Annotated in this window: 14 protein-coding genes, 1 tRNA gene, 1 rRNA gene and 1 pseudogene; 9 read left to right on the top strand and 8 right to left on the bottom strand. The window is 41.3% G+C overall.

All coding sequences use genetic code 11. From position 1 onward, the window contains the following. The 3 genes from rrf to C4S38_RS10850 form a co-directional block, all read left to right on the top strand. Positions 1-90 (top strand): 5S ribosomal RNA (gene rrf / locus C4S38_RS10860); the annotation flags it as partial. A 339-nt stretch (positions 91-429) separates the two neighbouring features. Beyond that, positions 430-1,596, top strand: a complete 1,167-nt coding sequence (locus C4S38_RS10855) for an efflux RND transporter periplasmic adaptor subunit (protein ID WP_103983761.1) — start codon at positions 430-432, stop codon at positions 1,594-1,596. Further along, complete coding sequence (locus tag C4S38_RS10850) at positions 1,593-6,065, top strand: multidrug efflux RND transporter permease subunit (RefSeq protein WP_103983760.1); 4,473 nt, start codon at positions 1,593-1,595, stop codon at positions 6,063-6,065. The genes C4S38_RS10855 and C4S38_RS10850 overlap by 4 nt, the downstream gene beginning before the upstream one ends. A gap of 182 nt (positions 6,066-6,247) precedes the next feature. Here C4S38_RS10850 and udk read toward each other — a convergent pair whose 3' ends face one another. Together udk and C4S38_RS10840 are read right to left on the bottom strand one after the other, a co-directional pair. Beyond that, on the bottom strand, positions 6,248-6,868 hold the full coding sequence (gene udk / locus C4S38_RS10845) for a uridine kinase (RefSeq protein ID WP_099463121.1): 621 nt from the start codon (positions 6,866-6,868) through the stop codon (positions 6,248-6,250). 7 nt (positions 6,869-6,875) lie between these two features. Beyond that, positions 6,876-8,969, bottom strand: coding sequence for a S9 family peptidase (locus C4S38_RS10840; RefSeq protein ID WP_200817965.1), 2,094 nt, complete (start codon positions 8,967-8,969; stop codon positions 6,876-6,878). Positions 8,970-9,053: 84 nt separating this feature from the next. On the opposite strand from C4S38_RS10840, the gene C4S38_RS10835 reads away from it, so the two are divergent. Further along, on the top strand, positions 9,054-9,542 hold the full coding sequence (locus tag C4S38_RS10835) for an SPOR domain-containing protein (protein ID WP_099463120.1): 489 nt from the start codon (positions 9,054-9,056) through the stop codon (positions 9,540-9,542). An 84-nt stretch (positions 9,543-9,626) separates the two neighbouring features. Next, complete coding sequence (locus C4S38_RS10830; protein WP_103983759.1) at positions 9,627-10,094, top strand: WbuC family cupin fold metalloprotein; 468 nt, start codon at positions 9,627-9,629, stop codon at positions 10,092-10,094. Between the two features lie 13 nt (positions 10,095-10,107). On the opposite strand, the gene C4S38_RS10825 is transcribed toward C4S38_RS10830, so the two are convergent. The 3 genes from C4S38_RS10825 to C4S38_RS10815 form a co-directional block, all read right to left on the bottom strand. Next, positions 10,108-11,928, bottom strand: coding sequence for a peptidase U32 family protein (locus C4S38_RS10825; RefSeq protein ID WP_103983758.1), 1,821 nt, complete (start codon positions 11,926-11,928; stop codon positions 10,108-10,110). 7 nt (positions 11,929-11,935) lie between these two features. After that, a complete protein-coding gene (gene metA / locus C4S38_RS10820; RefSeq protein ID WP_099463117.1) occupies positions 11,936-12,868 on the bottom strand; it encodes a homoserine O-acetyltransferase MetA in 933 nt (310 codons plus the stop codon). Between the two features lie 179 nt (positions 12,869-13,047). Next, entirely contained in the window at positions 13,048-14,106 is a 1,059-nt protein-coding gene (locus C4S38_RS10815; protein WP_103983757.1) for a class I fructose-bisphosphate aldolase, read from the bottom strand. A 183-nt stretch (positions 14,107-14,289) separates the two neighbouring features. Here C4S38_RS10815 and C4S38_RS10810 point away from each other — a divergent pair, with 183 nt between their 5' ends. Then, positions 14,290-14,844: an NADH peroxidase gene (locus tag C4S38_RS10810; RefSeq protein WP_099463115.1), complete on the top strand. Its 555-nt coding sequence runs from the start codon at positions 14,290-14,292 to the stop codon at positions 14,842-14,844. Positions 14,845-15,082: 238 nt separating this feature from the next. Here the strand turns inward: C4S38_RS10810 and C4S38_RS10805 are convergent, their stop codons facing one another. Further along, on the bottom strand, positions 15,083-15,328 hold the full coding sequence (locus C4S38_RS10805; RefSeq protein ID WP_103983756.1) for a hypothetical protein: 246 nt from the start codon (positions 15,326-15,328) through the stop codon (positions 15,083-15,085). A 266-nt stretch (positions 15,329-15,594) separates the two neighbouring features. Further along, positions 15,595-16,056 (bottom strand): methylated-DNA--[protein]-cysteine S-methyltransferase, encoded by a 462-nt coding sequence (locus C4S38_RS10800; RefSeq protein ID WP_103983755.1) that lies wholly within the window; start codon positions 16,054-16,056, stop codon positions 15,595-15,597. Between the two features lie 177 nt (positions 16,057-16,233). Between C4S38_RS10800 and C4S38_RS10795 the strand changes: the two genes are divergently transcribed. Beyond that, positions 16,234-16,318: transfer RNA gene (locus C4S38_RS10795), tRNA-Ser, on the top strand. Positions 16,319-16,499: 181 nt separating this feature from the next. Here the strand turns inward: C4S38_RS10795 and C4S38_RS10790 are convergent. Beyond that, entirely contained in the window at positions 16,500-17,993 is a 1,494-nt protein-coding gene (locus C4S38_RS10790) for a Fic family protein (protein WP_103983765.1), read from the bottom strand. A 460-nt stretch (positions 17,994-18,453) separates the two neighbouring features. Between C4S38_RS10790 and C4S38_RS10785 the strand changes: the two genes are divergently transcribed. Both C4S38_RS10785 and C4S38_RS16280 read left to right on the top strand, forming a co-directional pair. Beyond that, a complete protein-coding gene (locus tag C4S38_RS10785) occupies positions 18,454-18,894 on the top strand; it encodes a GNAT family N-acetyltransferase (RefSeq protein WP_200817964.1) in 441 nt (146 codons plus the stop codon). Positions 18,895-18,906: 12 nt separating this feature from the next. Next, positions 18,907-19,529 (top strand): annotated as a pseudogene (locus C4S38_RS16280) (hypothetical protein). The last annotated feature ends 75 nt before the right edge of the window (positions 19,530-19,604 follow it).

The following is a 19,604-nucleotide window of genomic DNA, read 5'->3' as shown; positions in this document are numbered from 1 at the left end:
GATCCACCTCTTCCCATACCGAACAGAGAAGTTAAGCCTCGTCGCGCCGATGGTACTGCGTAACAGTGGAAGAGTAGGTAGCCGCCGTTTTAAAGGAGAGAAGGAGTCCATTCATCTGAGTGGACTCCTTTTTTAGTTTGTGGGTATATTCCTCCATAATCAGAGGTGACAGTGCTTGAATGTTTGCTGTTTTATTGGGGGAGATTGTGTTTTATTTTGACCTTTTTTAGTTTGTGGAAATCCACACAATGTTGTGGATTTATTCTACAATAGAAAGATAAATAAATTATATCTTTCTATTAACATATTTCTTATCTTGTTTGTTATTAGTTATATAACGTAAATTAACTACATGAATTATATCTGTGGAATGGTTTTTTCTGTGTTAATTTAACAAACTTGTGACAAGAATATAATTATAGGAATAGAATGGATAAATTAGGATTAGTCAAGGCAAAGATTGTTTTAGTGGCCTTTTTGATTGTATTTACCGGATGTCGGAATAAGGAGCAGTCGCAATTACCTCTTGTTATTGTGGATAAACCTGCAAAGGAAGATGTCCAGATATTTGGTGAATACGTAGGACGTATTCGTGCAGCCAGTTTTGTGGAGGTACATGCAAGGGTGGAAGGTTACCTTGAAAAAATGTTGTTTGAAGAGGGAAAGCAAGTAAAACAAGGAGAACCTCTTTATATTATCAATTCGGCACCGTATAAAGCCCGTGTAGAAAAGGCTAAGGCTCAGTTGAAGAAAGATCAGGCTCAAGCTGCCAAGGCAAAAAGAGATGTAGAACGCCTTACGCCTTTATATGAACAACATGCTGCCAGCCAGCTTGATTTGGACAATGCGGTTGCTGCTCTTGAAAATGCAGAAGCGAATATCGCTATCAGTAAAGCCGATTTAGATAATGCTCAACTGGAACTGGGCTATACGGTAGTAACTTCTCCTATATCGGGATATATAAGCGAACGTTTTGTGGATGTAGGTGCTTTGGTCGGGCCAGGGGTAAATTCTAAACTGGCAGCTGTTGTGAAAAGTGATACCGTATTAGTGGATTTTAAAATGACGGCTTTGGATTATTTGCGTGCAGAGCGTCGTAATGTAAAATTCGGAGAGCAGGATACCACCCGCAACTGGCAACCAACTGTTACTGTAACCCTTGCAGACGATTCTGAATATCCGGTGAAGGGTATTGTAAATTTTTCTGATCCGCTTGTCGATCCTCAGACTGGAACTTTTGGTGTCCGTGCGGAGCTATCTAATCCAAATCAAAAATTATTACCCGGACAATTTACCCGTGTGAAACTTTTGTTGGATGTGCGTGAAAGAGCTATTGTAGTACCTCGTAAAGCCCTTAGTATTGAAAAAGGCGGTGCGTTCATTTATGTTATCCGTAAAGACGATATTGCTGAAAAACGATTTGTTCAGACAGGCCCGGAAATTGGAAATAAAGTAGTTGTGGAGCGTGGTCTAGGTGAAAATGAAGAGGTAGTTATAGAAGGTTATCACAAACTGACACCTGGAATTAAGGTACGTCCTGTTAATGCTAACGATGAAAAAGCAATACAAAAACTAAGAGAGGAGGACGGAGAATGAAACCAGGATTTTTTATAGATCGTCCCGTTTTTTCAACCGTACTTTCCATCGTAATTGTTATAATTGGTATTATTGGTCTGGTAATGCTGCCTGTAGATCAATACCCGCAGATTACACCTCCGGTTGTAAAAATCAATGCCTCTTATCCCGGAGCTAGTGCTTTGACAGTATCACAAGCAGTTGCTACCCCGATTGAACAGGAGTTGAACGGAACTCCCGGCATGATTTATATGCAGAGTAGTAGTTCTAATTCGGGAGGATTAAGTATCACTGTTACTTTTGACGTATCGGCCGATCCGGATTTGGCGGCTGTTGAAATACAAAATCGGGTAAAACTGGCCGAAAGCCGTCTGCCAACGGAAGTTATACAAAATGGTATCACTATTGAAAAACAGGCTCCCAGTCAACTTATGACCCTGAGTTTGATGTCGGACGATCCGAAATTTGATGAAATTTATCTTAGCAACTTTGCTACGATTAATGTATTGGATGTATTACGTCGTATTCCAGGGGTAGGCCGTGTGTCGAATATTGGCAGCCGTTATTATGGTATGCAGATATGGGTGTATCCTGACCGTTTGGCTAATATGGGACTGACCGTGAAAGATCTGCAAGATGCCCTGAAGGATCAGAACCGGGAGTCGGCTGCCGGAGAGTTAGGAAAACAGCCTGTATTGGACGTCGACATAACATTGCCGATAACAGCTCCCGGCCGTCTTTCTACGGTAAAAGAATTTGAAGATATTGTTGTACGTGCTAATCCGGACGGTTCTATTGTGCGTATGCGTGATGTCGCCCGTGTTTCTCTGGAAGCATCTTCGTATTCGACCGAGAGTGGAATTAACGGTAAAAATGCAGCTATCCTGGGTATTTATATGCTTCCGGGGGCCAATGCTTTGGAGGTTGCCGATAATGTAAAAGCCGTTATGAAAGAGATCAGCAAGAATTTCCCGGAGGGTCTGGAATACAATTTCCCATTCGATATGACGGAATATATTTCGCAATCAGTGCATGAAGTATATAAAACTCTTTTTGAAGCCCTGTTTTTAGTGATTCTGGTTGTATTCCTTTCTTTACAAAACTGGCGTGCGGCTCTGATACCGACAATTGCTGTTCCTATATCTTTGATCGGAACATTCGGCTTTATGCTAATATTGGGTTTCTCTTTAAATATGTTGACTCTGTTGGGCTTGATTCTGGCCATTGGTATCGTAGTGGATGATGCTATAGTAGTAGTAGAGAATGTTGAACGTATTATGGCCGAACAAAAGTTATCTGCGCGCGAAGCAACTCATATTGCCATGCGTGAATTATCGGGGGCTTTGATTGCAACTTCTATGGTGTTGGCTGCTGTATTTGTGCCTGTTAGCTTTCTTGGCGGGATAACAGGACAGCTTTACCGTCAGTTTTCGGTAACGATTGTGGTCTCTGTATTACTTTCGACAGTGGTTGCCTTGACTTTGAGTCCGGCTATGTGTGCTATATTATTACGTCCGTCCCATAAAAAGAAACCTTTTGTTTTTCGTAAGATAAATATCTGGTTAGCCAAAGGGAATAAGTCGTATACAAGATTATTGCGGAAAGTAATCCGTAATCCCCGTCGTGTTTTGGCAGGTTTCGGTATGGTGTTGGTTGCTATTTTTATATTGAACCGTGCTTTGCCTACCAGTTTCATTCCTGAAGAAGACCAGGGATTCTTTACGGTTGAATTAGAAATGCCGGAAGGCGCAACTTTGGAGCGTATGCGCCACGTGACTGACCGTGCCATTGAATTCTTTGAAAATCATCCGGCTGTTGCCTATGTACAAAATGTTACCGGTAGTAGTCCCCGTATAGGAACATCCCAAAGCCGGGCTACCCTTACCGTTATTTTGAAACCTTGGGAAGAACGCAAATCTTCTGAAATGAAAGTAGAGGATGTAATGACGGCGGCCCGTAAAGAGTTTTACTATTATCCCGAGATAAAAGCCTATTTTAATCGTCCGCCTGTCATACCCGGCTTGGGCGAAAGCGGCGGTTTGGAAATGCAACTGGAAGCCCGTGGGGATGCTACATGGGATAATCTGGTTAGTGCTACCGATACATTTCTTTATTATGCATCGAAAGCACCGGAGTTGCAAGGTGTTTCGTCTGCAATGCAATCCGAGATACCCCAGTTGTATTTTGATGTTGACCGCGACCGGGCAAAGTTCCTGGGTATTCCGTTGTCTGATATATTCTCTACCATGAAGGCTTATCTGGGGTCTGTATATGTGAACGATTTTAATATGTTTAACCGTATTTATCGTGTATATATCCAGGCGGAAGCACCTTATCGTGCTACTCAGGATAATATAGGTTTGTTTTTTGTACGTGCCAAAAACGGAGCCATGGTACCGCTTACGGCGTTGGGAACAACACAGTATACAACCGGTCCCGGTACAATTAAACGTTTCAATATGTTTTCTACTTCGTCAATCAATGCAGTTGCAGCTCCAGGATACAGTACCGGTGAAGCGATGGCTGCTATGGAACGGATTGCCCGCGAGCATTTGCCGGAAAATATAGGTTTGGAGTGGAGCGGTCTGTCTTATCAGGAGAAACAGGCAGGAGGACAAACCGGTTTCGTGATGGCATTGGTTTTTCTGTTCGTCTTTTTGTTTCTGGCTGCCCAATATGAAAGTTGGATTGTGCCTATAGCCGTTTTGTTGTCTTTGCCTATAGCCGCTTTAGGTGCTTATCTTGGTGTATGGATTACGGGACTGGAAAATGATGTTTACTTTCAGATAGGCTTGGTTACATTGATTGGGTTGGCGGCTAAAAATGCAATCCTGATTGTAGAATTTGCTAAAGTGCAGGTCGATTCGGGTGTGGATGTAGTGAAGGCTGCCATACATGCTGCCCAGTTGCGGTTTCGTCCGATCCTGATGACTTCATTGGCATTCGTGCTGGGAATGTTGCCTATGGTATTGGCAAGCGGTCCGGGTTCGGCCTCCCGTCATAGTATAGGTACCGGCGTGTTTTTTGGTATGTTGGTTGCTATTACGGTAGGTATTGTGATGGTTCCTTTCTTCTTTGTATTGATATATAGGATACGAGGAAAACTGCGTATGGCACGTATTCTTAAACGTCATTATTGCATAGCTGTACTGGCAGTTTCTCTGGTTGGATTGTCTTCCTGTAAAATAGGAGAAAAGTATGCCCGCCCGGAATTGAATCTTCCGGCGGAAATAGAGACAGGAGCCGACAGTACATCCGTTTCGGACATTCCCTGGCAGAGCCTTTATACTGATTCCACTTTACAGGAGCTGATAAATAAGGCTTTGGAAAATAATAAGGATATGAAGATCGCTGCAGCCAAAGTGAAAGAAATGATTGCAGCTAAACGTATCTCTTTTGCCAATATGTTTCCGCAGGTAGATGCCAGGCTATACGGGCAGAAAGAAAAACTGAACTATGGAGGTGATGATCCCAAGCCCGATCCTGAATATGGAGCAAAGTTAGCTTTGTCGTGGGAACTGGATTTGTGGGGAAATCTTCGTTGGGCGAATGAAGCGGATATTGCTGTCTACATGCAATCTGTAGAAGCCCAGCGTGCTTTAAAACTAACACTTGTAGCCGAGGTAGCCGCTAATTATTATGAATTATGTGCTCTTGACAGGGAGCTGAATATTGTACAGCAAACATTGGCGGCACGTCGCGAAGGTGTACGGTTGGCTAAGCTCCGGTATGAAGGAGGCCTCACATCTGAAACAGCCTACAATCAGGCACAGGTGGAATTGGCAAAAACAGAAACTCTTATTCCCAGTCTGGAACGTGAAATAAAGGTGAAGGAGAATGATCTTGCCGTGCTGTTAGGCGAATATACATTCAAGTCGCCGCAAGGACTGTCTCTTAGCTGCCAGCATTTGCCCGAGACTTTGCCGGTAGGCCTTCCTTCTTCATTGCTCGAACGCCGTCCGGATATGCGCCGGGCTGAGCAGCAATTACGAGAAGCAAATGCACGGGTAGGGGTTGCCCGTACGGATCTATTTCCTAAAATCCGTCTTACCGGCAACCTGGGTTTTGAAAGTGATGAATTAAGCAATCTTATAAAGAGCCCGGCCTGGTTTATTGTCGGAGATCTTGTGCAGCCCCTTTTTGCCCTGGGAAAAAATAAAGCAAAAGTGAAAGTGGCGAAAGCCCGTTATGAACAAGAATTATATGGTTACCAGAAAAGTGTATTGGAAGCCTTTAAGGAGGTGAATAATGCTATTGTGACTATTCATAAGGTGAAAGAAATACGGGCTTCGCGTGCACGGTTGGAAGTTTCGGCACGTAAATATCTGGAGCTGGCACAATTGCAATATATTAATGGAGTTATCAGTTATCTGGATGTGCTGGACGCACAGCGTGGTTATTTTGATGCGCAGGTAGGTCTGAATAATGCCGTATTGGACGAATTGCTTGCCGTTGTTTATTTGTATAAAGCTTTGGGCGGAGGATATTGACCGGATAATTCCAAAGAGTTTGGAGTTATGCCTCCAAAGTGTTTAGAGTTATGCTTGCAAGGTGTTTAGAGTTATGCTTGCAAGGTGTTTGGAGTTATGGGTGCAAGGTGTTTGGAGTTATGGGTGCAAAGTGTTTGGAGTTATAACTCCAAACACTTTGCACAAAAAAGAGGCCTCTTTTCTTATCTGTTTTTCAAGTTTAAGTTCTTTTCGATAAACATTCTCAGAATATTTATGGCTATTTTGTTATTGCCACCTTGCGGAATAATAAGGTCTGCATAACGTTTGGAAGGCTCTATGAATTGTAAATGCATAGGTTTAAGAACACGGGTGTAACGTTCCATTACGGCTTCCGCCGTACGGCCGCGTTCTACCACATCACGCTGGATTACACGTATCAGACGTTCGTCGGAATCGGCATCTACAAAAACCTTTAAGTCCATTAAATTGCGTAATTTCTTATCGCATAACGCTAAAATGCCTTCTATTATTATCACGTCCCGTGGTTCTATATGAATGGTTTCCTGCTGACGGGTGCATGTAAGAAAAGAATAGGTAGGTTGTTCTATGCTCTTTCCTTCTTTTAACATCGTCACATGCTGGGATAGCAACGACCATTCGAAAGCATCGGGATGGTCGAAATTTATATTCTGACGTTCTTCCACAGGAACATGGCTACTGTCTTTATAATAAGAGTCCTGAGGAAGCAGGACAACCTCTCCCTCAGGCAGACTCTCTATAATTTTACGTACTACGGTGGTTTTACCCGAACCGGTTCCGCCGGCGATACCTATAATGAGCATACTTCCTTTATTTTTTCAGCCATTTGTCTAACCATTCAAAGAAAGTGCGCTGCCATAGAATACCATTTTGTGGTTTGAGCACCCAATGGTTTTCGTCCGGGAAGATCAGCAATTCGGCCGGAACGCCTCGAAGAACAGCTGCATTGAAAGCTGCCATTCCCTGATTGGCAAGAATACGATAATCTTTTTCTCCGTGAATACATAAGATTGGCGTATCCCATTTATCCACGAAATTATGCGGGGAATTGGCAAATGTATTTTGTGCTGTTTTATTATCTTTTTCCCAATAAGCGCCACCCATATCCCAGTTGGCGAACCACATTTCTTCTGTTTCAAGATATTGCATTTCCATATTGAAAATACCATCATGAGCTATAAATGCTTTGAAACGTTTGTTGTGATGTCCGGCGAGCCAATACACGGAGAATCCCCCGAAGCTGGCGCCTACGCATCCAAGGTTGTCTTTATCTACAAACGGCTCTTTGCTCATATCATCGATAGCTGTGAAGTAGTCTTTCATGCACTGGCCGCCATAATCGCCACTAACTGCTTCGTTCCATTCCATTCCAAAACCTGGCAGACCGCGACGGTTAGGTGCAACAATAATATAATCATTGGCAGCCATTATCTGGAAGTTCCAACGATATGACCAGAATTGGCTGACCGGACTTTGAGGGCCGCCTTCGCAGAAGAGTAAAGTAGGATACTTCTTGTTCGGATCAAATTGCGGGGGATAGATTACCCATGTCAGTATCTCTTTTCCATCAGTTGTTTTCATCCAGCGTTCTTCCACATTACCCATAGTCAACTGGTCATAGATATGTTTGTTTTCGGAAGTTATCTGTGTTGCTTCGCCATTCAGGCTAACGGCATAGATTTCGTCGCCCATACTCATTGATTGCCGCTTGGCTATCAGTTTGTCGCCAAACAGGGCAACAGCACTGTAATCGTGCATTCCACTGGTAACCGGTTTTACGGAGCAAGCGGCTACATCGGCAGAATATATTTGTATTTCTCCGTGCCATATACCCGTGAAGTAAATGTTCTTAGAGTCGTTGCTCCAACAGAATTCATTAACGTTGGAATCGAAGTCTTTGCTGATAAAATTCTTCTCTCCGGTTTCCAGATTCATTACCATAAGACGGTTCTGGTCGGCTTCGTAGCCATCACGCTCCATACTTAGCCAGGCGATACTTTTGCCATCGGGCGAGTATTGCGGATTCGTGTCATAGCCCATATTGCCCTCGGTAATATTGCTTGTCTGTTTCGTATTCAGATCGTAAACATATATATCCGAATTGGTGGAGAAGGCATATTCTTTGCCTGTCTTTTTGCGGCAGGTATAGGCAATCTTATCCGATGTTGTATTCCATGCCAATTGTTCAATGCCGCCAAAAGGTTTCATAGGGCTTTCAAACAATTCGCCTTCCATCACATCGATAACATTACCGATGGTATTACCGTCGAAATCGGCAATAAAAGGATGGGGCGCAGTTGTTACCCATTCGTCCCAGTGTTTATACATCAGGTCTGTAATAATGATACCACTGGTTTTGTCTAAATCAGGATATTTGTCGGTTGAGCTTTTTACTGTTTTTACCTGGGATATAAAGAGTATCTTTTTCTCATTGGGTGAGAAGGCGAAGCCTTCGATATTGCCGTCATATTTGGATAGCTGTTTACGGTCGGTTCCATCGGGATTCATTTCCCAAAGCTGGCTGCTTCCACTTTCAGAAGATAGAAAGGCGATTTTGGTTCCTCCTTTTATCCATACGGCATTGTTTTCCGAATACGGTGTTGATGTGATTTGTTTATTGTCTGATCCGTCTGCGTTAATCACGAAGACTTCGCGATTGCTTTTATTCTGAGGCACGCTGTAATAGGCCACAGTATAAACGATTTTCTTTGCATCAGGCGAAACACAAAAATCGCCAATACGTCCCATAGCCCAAAGTGTCTCCGGTGTCATACGTCCGGACGGCACTTTAATTTCCGAACGTCCGATAAGAGGAGCTTCACTGTCGGCCTTTTTAGCCTCTTGTGTACAAGCACCTAACAATACGGATGTTGCCATAACCATTGTTCCGATAGTTTTATTCATGTACTTTATAAATATTATGTTATGAGTGCGAAAGTACTAAATATAATTTATATCTTTGCGTAATTAATTTAAGAACTGAACAGTATGAATAAGATTTGGTTATTTGGAGCCGCAATAAGTATGGTATTAGCACTTGGCTCATGTAAACCTAAACAGAGTGCGTACAAAGCTGCTTATGAACAAGCTAAGGAAAAAGAAACCACGGCTCCTGTTGAGGTAGTAGAAGATACTGAAGTTGTTGAAGACGTTACTCCGGTGTCAAAACCGCGGGTATCATCGGCAACTACGCGTACGGAAAGAATTAATGCTGCACAAGGCGAAGATGCCAGCCGTTTGAAACGTTACAGCGTTGTAATTGGCAGTTTTAAGAATCGTACCAATGCTTACTCATTAAAGGAACGCATGCAGAGAGATGGTTACAATGCCGTATTAGGTGAAAACGAACAAGGTATGCTCCGTGTCATTGTTGCCAGTTTCGACAATAAAGCTGATGCTGCTGACAGCCGCGATGCTATTAAATCCAAATATGCTCCAAACTTCCAGGATGCCTGGTTGCTGGAAAGACAGTATTGATAAAATATAATATTAATAAAAAAGCCATTTCAAATGATCTTGAAATGGCTTTTTTATTAAATGTAAAACCTTTATTGTTCAATTATGAAAATCATAAACACAATATTGCTGGACGAAATAACGGCAAAAGCCAAACAATCGCCCCGCATGCGAATGAATTATAACTTTCATGAAAAGCTGGATGATCCGGTTAACCGCTTGCTTAATGCGATGGAACCGGGCACTTATTTACGTCCTCATCGTCATTTGGATCCTGCAAAAGATGAAATATTTCTTCTTTTGCGTGGGCGGGTTGCCGTATTTCTTTTTGATGAAACTGGAGAAATCACAGATACACTTGTCCTTGATCCTCTTGCTGGAATATATGGTGCCGAGATAAAGGCCGGTGTGTGGCACGGATTGTTGGTACTTGATAGCGGATCGGTTATATACGAAGTAAAGCAGGGTCCGTTCGCACCTTTAAGCCCGGAAAATATGGCTCCTTGGAGTCCGGCAGTAGAGGAAGCTGAAGCTGTACGGTTATATATGCAGAAATTGGCAGCGGCTCTTTAAAATATATGTTGCCCTATTGTTTATTATCAGCATACACAAGCATCTGGCAGTTCTTGCAGTCGAACTGTAAACGTAAGCGGGTATCTTTATACAAAAGGTAGTATGGTTCCTTGAAAACGGATGTGGGCTTTTGAAAAATAGGACATGCCTTTATTGAAAAACGGATACAATGTTTTGTAAACATTAGCGGCACATCTTTTTGTGGGGCAAGCTCAAATGCAGGAGCTATCTGTGTTACTCCATGTGTCTTGTAAAACGCTTCGGCCAGACTGTTCGCTACATTTCCCAAATAGGTAAGCGAATGCTCCGGATAAGGCGTGTCATTCGTAGTGCATTTTGATAGTTCGCGGCGGTATCGAATACGACGGCAGGCTAATAATTTTTCTACTCCTTCACGACGCATATCTGCAAGTAATGAAGAAGGAACGAACCAGTTCTCTGATAAGTTTACTTCTACTTCGGATGTTTCAAAAGGCGTATTGCCTAATTTACTTAATTGGGTACGGATGTTATCTTGTTGGTCGCGCCGTGCTGCCTCCTTCTCAAATGGACGGGTGACGAGAATATGGGCTCCGGTTTCGTCGCTCATTTCCAGAGAAAAACCGAATGAGTTATCAGAGAAACAAATATAGGTAGCGAGTTTTCGTTCTGCCGAAGGTTTGGAAAGTTGTTTTTCAAAAGCCTGATCGAAGTTCCGGTATATAGGTGTTTTAGGGAGAAGTGCGGGCATTTCTAATGGAAAAACCCTGTTTGCATCTACGCGGTTTACACGGAAGCCTTCCAACTCTCCCCGTGAATTAAAGAATGCCAGGCCATCACCATTGTTGAGTTGTTTTAATCCGGCTATGGTAAATGAGTTTCCTTTTATTTCTTTTACTGTCCCTATTGGTTCGCCTAATGATTTTGGAGTATCGAAAGCCGTTATATCATCTGTTCGTTTCTCTGTTAAAAAAGGAGTGAAGCCACGATTGAAGCTTTTTTCTACGGCCGGTTCAAAGGAAAATGAACTCATTCCTGAGGATGCCCTGCGGTATTCCGGATGACGGGATAAAATATCATCCAGCTTTTTACGGTAAAAAGCAGTGATGTTTTTTACATAACTTACGTCTTTCAGGCGTCCTTCTATTTTAAAAGATGAGGCACCTGCTTCTATCAAAGCTTCAAGATTTTCGGATCTGTTCATGTCTCGCAACGATAGCAAGTGCTTATTGTTTGCTATTATTTTGCCACCAGCATCTACTAATGTGTAAGGGAGGCGGCAGTATTGGGCACATTCGCCCCGGTTTGCACTGCGCCCGCTTAGGGCAGCACTCAGATAGCACTGACCGCTATAGCTTACACAAAGAGCCCCATGTACGAAAACTTCTAAGGGAACGCTGGTTTGTTCGTAGATAGAGCGGATCTGATTAAGTGACAGTTCTCGTGCAAGCACAACTTGGGAGAATCCTGCATTTTGTAGGAATTTGACTTTTTCGGGAGTACGGTTGTCTGTTTGCGTACTGGCATGCAAGGGAATTGGTGGTATATCCAACCGGGTGATTCCCATATCTTGTATAATCAGTGCATCGGTTCCTGCATCATATAACTGGCGAATGAGAAGTTCGGCTTCCTTTAATTCGTTTTCTTTTAGTATCGTATTGAGTGTTACATAAATGCGTGCATCGTAAATGTGAGCATAATCGCATAATGCACTGATATCTTCTAAAGAGTTTCCTGCAGCGGCACGGGCGCCGAATTTTGGAGCTCCGATGTAAACGGCATCGGCTCCGTGGTTAATAGCTTCGATACCGCAAGTTAAATCTTTAGCCGGAGCAAGTAATTCTATCGTACGCATAAACAGATCAGAGACTTCCTAAATTTTTAATATCTTCTATACGGAATGGTGTTTCCTGGTAAACGTAATAGTTCAGCCAGTTGGTGAAAAGCAAATTTGCATGTCCCCGCCAACGTACAACAGGACCTTGGGCCGGATCGTTGTTGCGGTAATAATTGCGGGGAACGGAGATTGATAAACCCTTGTTGATATCACGCACATATTCGTCATTCAATGTATATGGCGAATATTCTGAATGTCCGGTGATAAAAAACTCCCGGCCTCCACGTGCCATTGCCATGTAAACACCGGATTCCTGGCTTTCTGAAAGAAGTGTTAATTCAGGTACTTTACGGATGTCTTCGCGCCGGACTTCGGTATGACGGCTGTGTGGTACATAAAATTCGTCATCAAATCCCCGGAATATCGGCAGATACGGTTCACGCAATGTATGACGGAATACGCCAAACATTTTGGCTGGTAAATCATATTTGGGTACGTCATAGAAATGGTAAAGACCAGCCTGAGCTGCCCAACATATGTAAAGTGTAGAAGTAACATGAGTTCGTGCCCAGTCGAATATGCAGGTAATTTCATCCCAGTAGGCCACCTCTTCGAAAGCCATTTGTTCTACCGGGGCACCTGTTATAATCATACCATCGTAGTAATCTGCAGCAATATCGTCAAAATCTTTGTAAAATTCCTGCATGTGCTCGATCGGTGTATTTTTAGGAGTATGTCCTTTTATCTTCATAAAATCCAGTTCTACCTGTAATGGTGTATTACTAAGTAGGCGGATAAGATCCGTTTCTGTAGTTATCTTAAGTGGCATCAGATTAAGAACGACAACACGCAATGGGCGGATATCTTGTTCCGAAGCCCTGAGAGAGTCCATTACAAAAATGTGTTCCTTTTTCAGCAGCTCAATAGCCGGTAGGTTTTTCTGTAAATTTAAAGGCATGATATTTTTGTATTTGTTTGAAGCTACAAAGATAGAAATTAGTTGAGAGTTGACAAGTTAGAGATAGCTGGTTTTTATTTGATGATGAACTTCATAGATAAAGGTGGTGGTTTAGACTTAGGTACGTAATAAAAAAGCTGTCTGGTAAAGACAGCTTTTATGATGGATTGGCTATTTGACTATGCAATTGTTATTTCATGATCAAGATAAACATCCTGTATAGCGTTGAGTAATTCGACGCCATCTTTCATAGATTTCTGAAAAGCCTTACGACCGCTTATAAGCCCCATGCCGCCGGCACGCTTATTTACAACAGCAGTAACTACTGCATCTTTCAGATCGGAAGCTCCATGTGATTCGCCACCGGAATTAATCAGACCAACGCGCCCCATATAGCTATTCGCTACCTGATAGCGGCAGAGATCAATAGGATGTTCGGTAGTTAGCTCCGTATACATCTTTTGGTTTATTTTACCGAAGTTGATAGCTGTAAAACCTCCGTTGTTGACAGGAAGTTTTTGTTTTACAATATCAGCTTTGATGGTAACACCCAAATGATTAGCCTGTCCTGTCAGGTCAGCGGCTTCGTGATAGTCTACTCCGTCTTGTTTGAAAGCGTTATTGCGTAGATAGCACCATAAAACGGTAGCCATTCCTAATTCGTGTGCATATTCGAATGCTTCGGCTACTTGTATCAATTGCTGCCTACTTTCCTGTGACCCGAAATAAATAGTAGCACCTACGGCTACAGCTCCCATATTCCATGCCTCTTTAACCGTTCCGAACATGATCTGATTGTAAGTGTTAGGGTAACTTAACAGCTCATTATGATTAAGTTTTACTAAGAATGGTATTTTATGTGCATACTTTCGGGCAACACTACCTAATACCCCAAAAGTAGAGGCAACAGCATTACAACCGCCTTCAATGGCAAGTTTGACAATGTTTTCAGGATCAAAATAGAGAGGGTTCGGAGCAAAAGATGCTCCGGCAGTATGCTCTATACCTTGATCCACCGGTAAAATGGAAACATAACCGGTGTTTGCCAACCGACCATGTCCCAATATTGCTTGCAAGCTGTTTAATGTTTGGATGTTTCTGTCCGAAGCAATCCAAACGTCATCGATTAGCGTAGGAGAGGGTATATGTATAAGAGATTTGTCTATCGTTTTACAAGAATGGTTTAGATAAAACTCGCTTTTGTCGCCAAGAAGGCTTTTGATTTTTGAAGTATCCATAGTATTATATATTTATTTCTATATATTAGTAACAGCGTAAAAGGAAAATAAGTTTTATAGTTTTTATCAATTACTATATAGAAGAAATCTATTGGGAAAGTTCTTTTGTTTTCGATTGTTTAGTTAATTTTGTCAACGGAAACCAATCATTTTATATAATAACCAATAAAAAATTACACAGCGATGAAGAAAAAATGGATATGCACAGTATGCGGTTATGTACATGAAGGTGACGAAGCTCCTGAATTTTGCCCTCAATGTAAACAGCCTAAAAGCAAGTTTAAAGAGTTGGTAGAAAGCGAAGGCGCATTGAAGTTCGTTGACGAACACGTATTAGGTGTTGCAAAAGGTGTTGATCCTGTTATATTGGAAGGTTTAAATGCCCATTTTATGGGAGAATGTACCGAAGTCGGTATGTATTTGGCTATGAGTCGTCAGGCTGATCGTGAAGGTTATCCTGAAGTGGCTGAAGCATTTAAACGTTATGCTTGGGAAGAAGCTGAGCATGCGGCTAAATTTGCAGAACTGTTAGGCGATGTTGTTTGGGATACAAAAACAAATCTTAAAAAACGTATGGAAGCAGAAGCCGGCGCTTGTGAAGATAAAAAGCGTATTGCTACACTGGCTAAGCAACAAAACCTGGATGCAATCCACGACACAGTACATGAGATGTGTAAAGATGAAGCTCGTCACGGCAAAGGGTTTGAAGGTTTATACAATCGCTATTTTAAAAAGTAATTTGTAGGAATACAGGCTACAAAATGAATTTTGAAGAGGGCATCTTTTATAAGATGCCCTTTTTTGACAACCGTCTGATATGTCATATATTTAGTTTCATCCCGATAAAACTATTTTTTCATCCTGATGAAACTATTTTTTTGTCCCGATAAAAAAATAAAAGAATTCCTTTCTCTGCCTGATAAATTACGGGAGCTGCTTCTTGAAAAATAACTATTATTTTATCAGTATTCGAATATTAAACTTGTAGGACTTCCTGGGTTACAAAAAGAGAATGCTCCTCCATGGTATAAACCCCGTTCTTTTTTCGCAGTAAGGTGATGATGTTATTCTCATTCAAAGCGAAAGGAATTTCGAATGTCTTTTCTTCAGCATCATACAATGCGAACGTATAATCGTTAACCGTTCCGTTGCTGTAATTGGTATCCGGGAATATATGGTCTGTGGACTTGCCTTCGTACGGAAAAGAACTGAATACCTTCATGTAGTCATAGGAGTTGTCTTGTTGGCTGGGGATAAATCCTTTCAGAGTAACCGGGATGCATCTTTTCCGGGGGATGCATAGATTATCTGTATAAGTAGTGCTATGATTAAACGAATAACCGTATCTGGTTTCCTGCGTAACATTATTGATCTAAACTGATTGCACTAAGGGATAGTAGTAGTGTTCCGAATAAATTTTCAGCTCTCATATCTGTTGAGTTTATGATACTTTGCAAAAAGGAGGTTGTATGGCTTCTTTTTTTATGTTTATTTCTTTTCTTTTTCCAGATTAAGCAGATATTCTTTTGCAGGTAATCCGCCTCCATATCCAACTAATTTTCCATTTGCTCCTATTACACGATGGCAAGGCACGATAATGGAAATAGGGTTTCTGTTATTAGCCATTCCGACTGCTCTGCAGGCTTTAGGGTTGCCAGCAGCTTCGGCTACTTGTTTATAACTCCACGTTTCTCCGTAAGGTATAGTAGTTAATACTGTCCAGACCTTCTTTTGGAAAGGAGTTCCTTTGGGATTCAACGGCAAATCGAAAGCCGTTCTTTTTCTTGCAAAATATTCCTCGATTTGTTGAAAGGCTTTTTTTATCAAAGGTGTTTCTTTATATATTGCCTGATTTGGGTATGATGAGTAGGCAATTCGTGTAACCGCATTTTCATCTGCTTGAATTTCCAGTTGTCCGACCGGAGTAGAGTATGAATAATAATAGTTCATTGTCCTTATCTTTTATAGTTAAACTAATCTTACAAAGTAAGTCTATTTTTTGAGTATAAAAAACAGATATGTTTTCTTTTCTGTCAAAAAAATAGTTTGAAATATTTGGAACTAATAGGAGATATTATTACCTTTGCACCCGAAATAAGAACAAGGAACAATCCTTGAACTAGTATTGGAGAGATGGCAGAGTGGTCGATTGCGGCGGTCTTGAAAACCGTTGAACTGAGAGGTTCCTGGGGTTCGAATCCCTATCTCTCCGCTGAACACTAAAGACAAATAGTGGAAAAGCTAAGACAAGTCCCGTAAAACCTTGATTTTACGGGACTTTTTTCGTTTTGTCGGCAGACAAGCAAATGCCCCGTTTGGACAAAGTAGTGTTACTAAATCGTTACCAATATATTCATTATCTTCATTGAAATTTATCATACTATTTTTTGTTGTTAAATGCTTGATAAAAACTTTGTGAAGGGCACTATATCACCTGCTACACTTGCTTTTTCAAGAGCAACCATATATTCATCCCGCTTCTCTACTGAAATAATCAACCAATCGTAACCGCCTGATGCTAACATTGTATTCATTAAGAATCGTCCTACACGACCATTACCGTCCATATAAGGGTGGATATAAGTAAATACAAAATGCCCTAATATAGCTCTCACACTGGCTTCGGGTTCTTCTTTCAGTAGCTCAAACAATGTTCTCATAGCATCTCGTAGCGCATCGGGATTCGGTGGAGTGTGCATTGAGTTACGAATATAAACCTGATGGGAGCGATAACCTACAATATCGGACGGTTTAATAATGCCAGCCGTAACACACGGCATAAACATTTCGCTGTGCCATACCGATAAATCTCGTTCTACTACCTCTGCATTATTTGCACCGTTCAATATATCCGAGATACTTGTTTTGACACTCTGAAATGCCTGCCAATAACCGCGTGCCGCAAGAGCATTTTTGGAATCCGCATCGTCTCCATCCGGTTTCCAAGCTCCACTTTTGACTTTGTTTATCAACTCGTCCGTTACCCGATACCCCTCAATAGACAAGGAGTGATAAGCATCCAGTTTGTACTGCGTTTCCATTTGTTCCAAGAATTGCTGAGGGGAGAGATTAGACTTAGTGCGGCTGAAGTTACTCAAAACATCGTCCCTCATATTTTGCCACATCAACCTTAAGCGCGTAGCATATGGAGAGGGGGATCGGCTTACTTTTACAACTTCTGCAAACGGATCATCTTCACGGACATCATATCCTATTCGCTTCATTGTACTCATGATCTCATCGGCAAAATCGGCCCTTCCTATATTGCGAAAAGCCCCGGCCACTCTTCCGGCACGGATTGTCTGTCCTGTATCGACCAATATCTTGAGAATACCCGACACATCGCCCACCATTGCCAATGCTGTACGCATCGTTAGCGGATCATTGCTATACATAGAGGGAGTTGCAACAATAATAGCTTCAGTGAGTGAATAGAGATTGAGTCCGTATTGATTATTGCTATCAATTACTGATGGTAGTTCCGCTCCGAGATTAAAAATCGAAGTAGGGGGTATCAACTGAATGGCATTGTTGTTTCCTTTTGGAGCTCTAATTAAGACCTGTGCAGGAACGATGGATGAGCCACTATGAATAGCCAGTGATTGTTCTGCGGACAAACACCACTCTTTACCATAGCGTTCAGTGGCATATCTGACAATGAAGTTCCAAAACGAAGCATACCAGGCAGTACTGTCGCCGGGTAGTGTCCTCGGATCAGTAACCACATACCATCCTTTTATAATAGGCTTCAGGAAGTTGTTAGCCATAAGCCGCTTCATATGAGTTGGTGATAGTTCTCCTCCTTTTATAATCATGAAATTGCCATCCTGCTGTACTTTTTTGAGTGCGGCCAAAGAGGATGCTAATAATTCAGCTATTGTTGCCATTGTTTGAACTGTATTAGAATACGTAAATATATCTGTTGCCCTACACGTGATAATTAAAAAAAATAAAACACGCTTATGTTTGTGTTGTATTACACGTATAATATGCAAATATAATTCCATAGTTCTAATAACCAAATCTTTTGGAAATGTTTTTTAGAGCCGCAGGTTATAAAAAAATTGGTGCTCAGAGGAAGAGTACTACCTTTGACCTATCGTCTTCCGCTCTTCGCACCTCGGCATAATAATTTACTAACATTCTAACTATTTATGACAATGAAAACTATATCTTTGCAGATATAAGCGGATTATGATATGGTGAATTTCAATGAATATATGAATGAGATTGATTTTTCAGGGTTTAAAGAGCTTTTCAAAATAATTATAGAAAAAGAATTGCAGTGCAAAAGAAGCCTGTAAAACGAGATATTTATGAAAGTGCTTTAATTTAAAAGGATAAAATATGATTACTATAAATCCAAACAGAACAGATATATTAATTGATGCATTGATCTCTCTGTGGGAGGCATCGGTACGTGCTACACATCATTTTTTGACAAAAGAGGATATTCAAAAGCTCATTCCGTTTGTAAAAATGGGCTTATCTAACATTGAAACTCTTATAGTTGTCGAGGATACCCACAAACCTATTGCATTTATGGGTATCGAGGAGAGTAAAATTGAGATGCTCTTTGTATTGCCTGATTGCTTTGGTAAAGGTATCGGCAAAGAACTCATAACTCTTGCTGTTACCCAATATGGCGTACAGTACGTTGATGTAAATGAACAAAATCCGCAAGCCATAGGATTTTACAGTCATATCGGGTTCGAAGTATTTGAACGTAAAGAGACAGATGAGCAGGGAAAACCATTTCCAATCCTTAAAATGAAACGATGTTTATGATGTCTATTTTTCATTCGACAGGCTACACCCAATGATATTACAGAGATAAAGGGGTTGTGTGAAAATACTGTATTGACCATTAATAGACGAGATTACTCACAGGAGGAAGTGGAAGACTGGGCATCGTGTGGAGGTGATCTCTCTAAAATAGGAGAGATGATAAAGACACACTATTTTATTGTGGCTGTTAATCAACAGTTACAGATTGTTGGTTTTTCATCCGGCACACGTCGTCGTTTTTCTTATGAAATGCAGGACAAGGTTGTGGGTATTTTGAAAGAATATATGGATAGTGGTGACCCTTTCGTGTTTACTCAAAAAGCGATAGAACATTATAGAAAAAACGTATAGATCCTCGTACAAAGACAATTGTTTATAGTGATGCATTAGATTTGGATAATATACGTAAGATTAAAGAATTTGTGGATGGAAGATTGCATGATGTATATGGAGCTGGAACTTATTTGACAAATGATGTAGGAGTAAGGCCTTTGAATATGGTTATTAAACTATTTGAATGCAAACCTAAAGGTTATAAATTCTTTTTGCCGACAGTGAAACTATCCGATGCAGAAGGAAAACATACAGGTGATCCGGAAGAAATGATATTGTGTATCAGGGTTTTATGTTTGTGAGTGGTAAAAATGCCCAAAAGTAAATGAGATTTAATGATAATCAAGATTTATTTCAAATATAATTTGTACGTTTGT

The sequence above is a fragment of the Parabacteroides chinchillae genome, assembly GCF_900108035.1.
GTDB lineage: Bacteria > Bacteroidota > Bacteroidia > Bacteroidales > Tannerellaceae > Parabacteroides > Parabacteroides chinchillae.
This window is presented reverse-complemented; position numbering and strand designations above follow the sequence as displayed.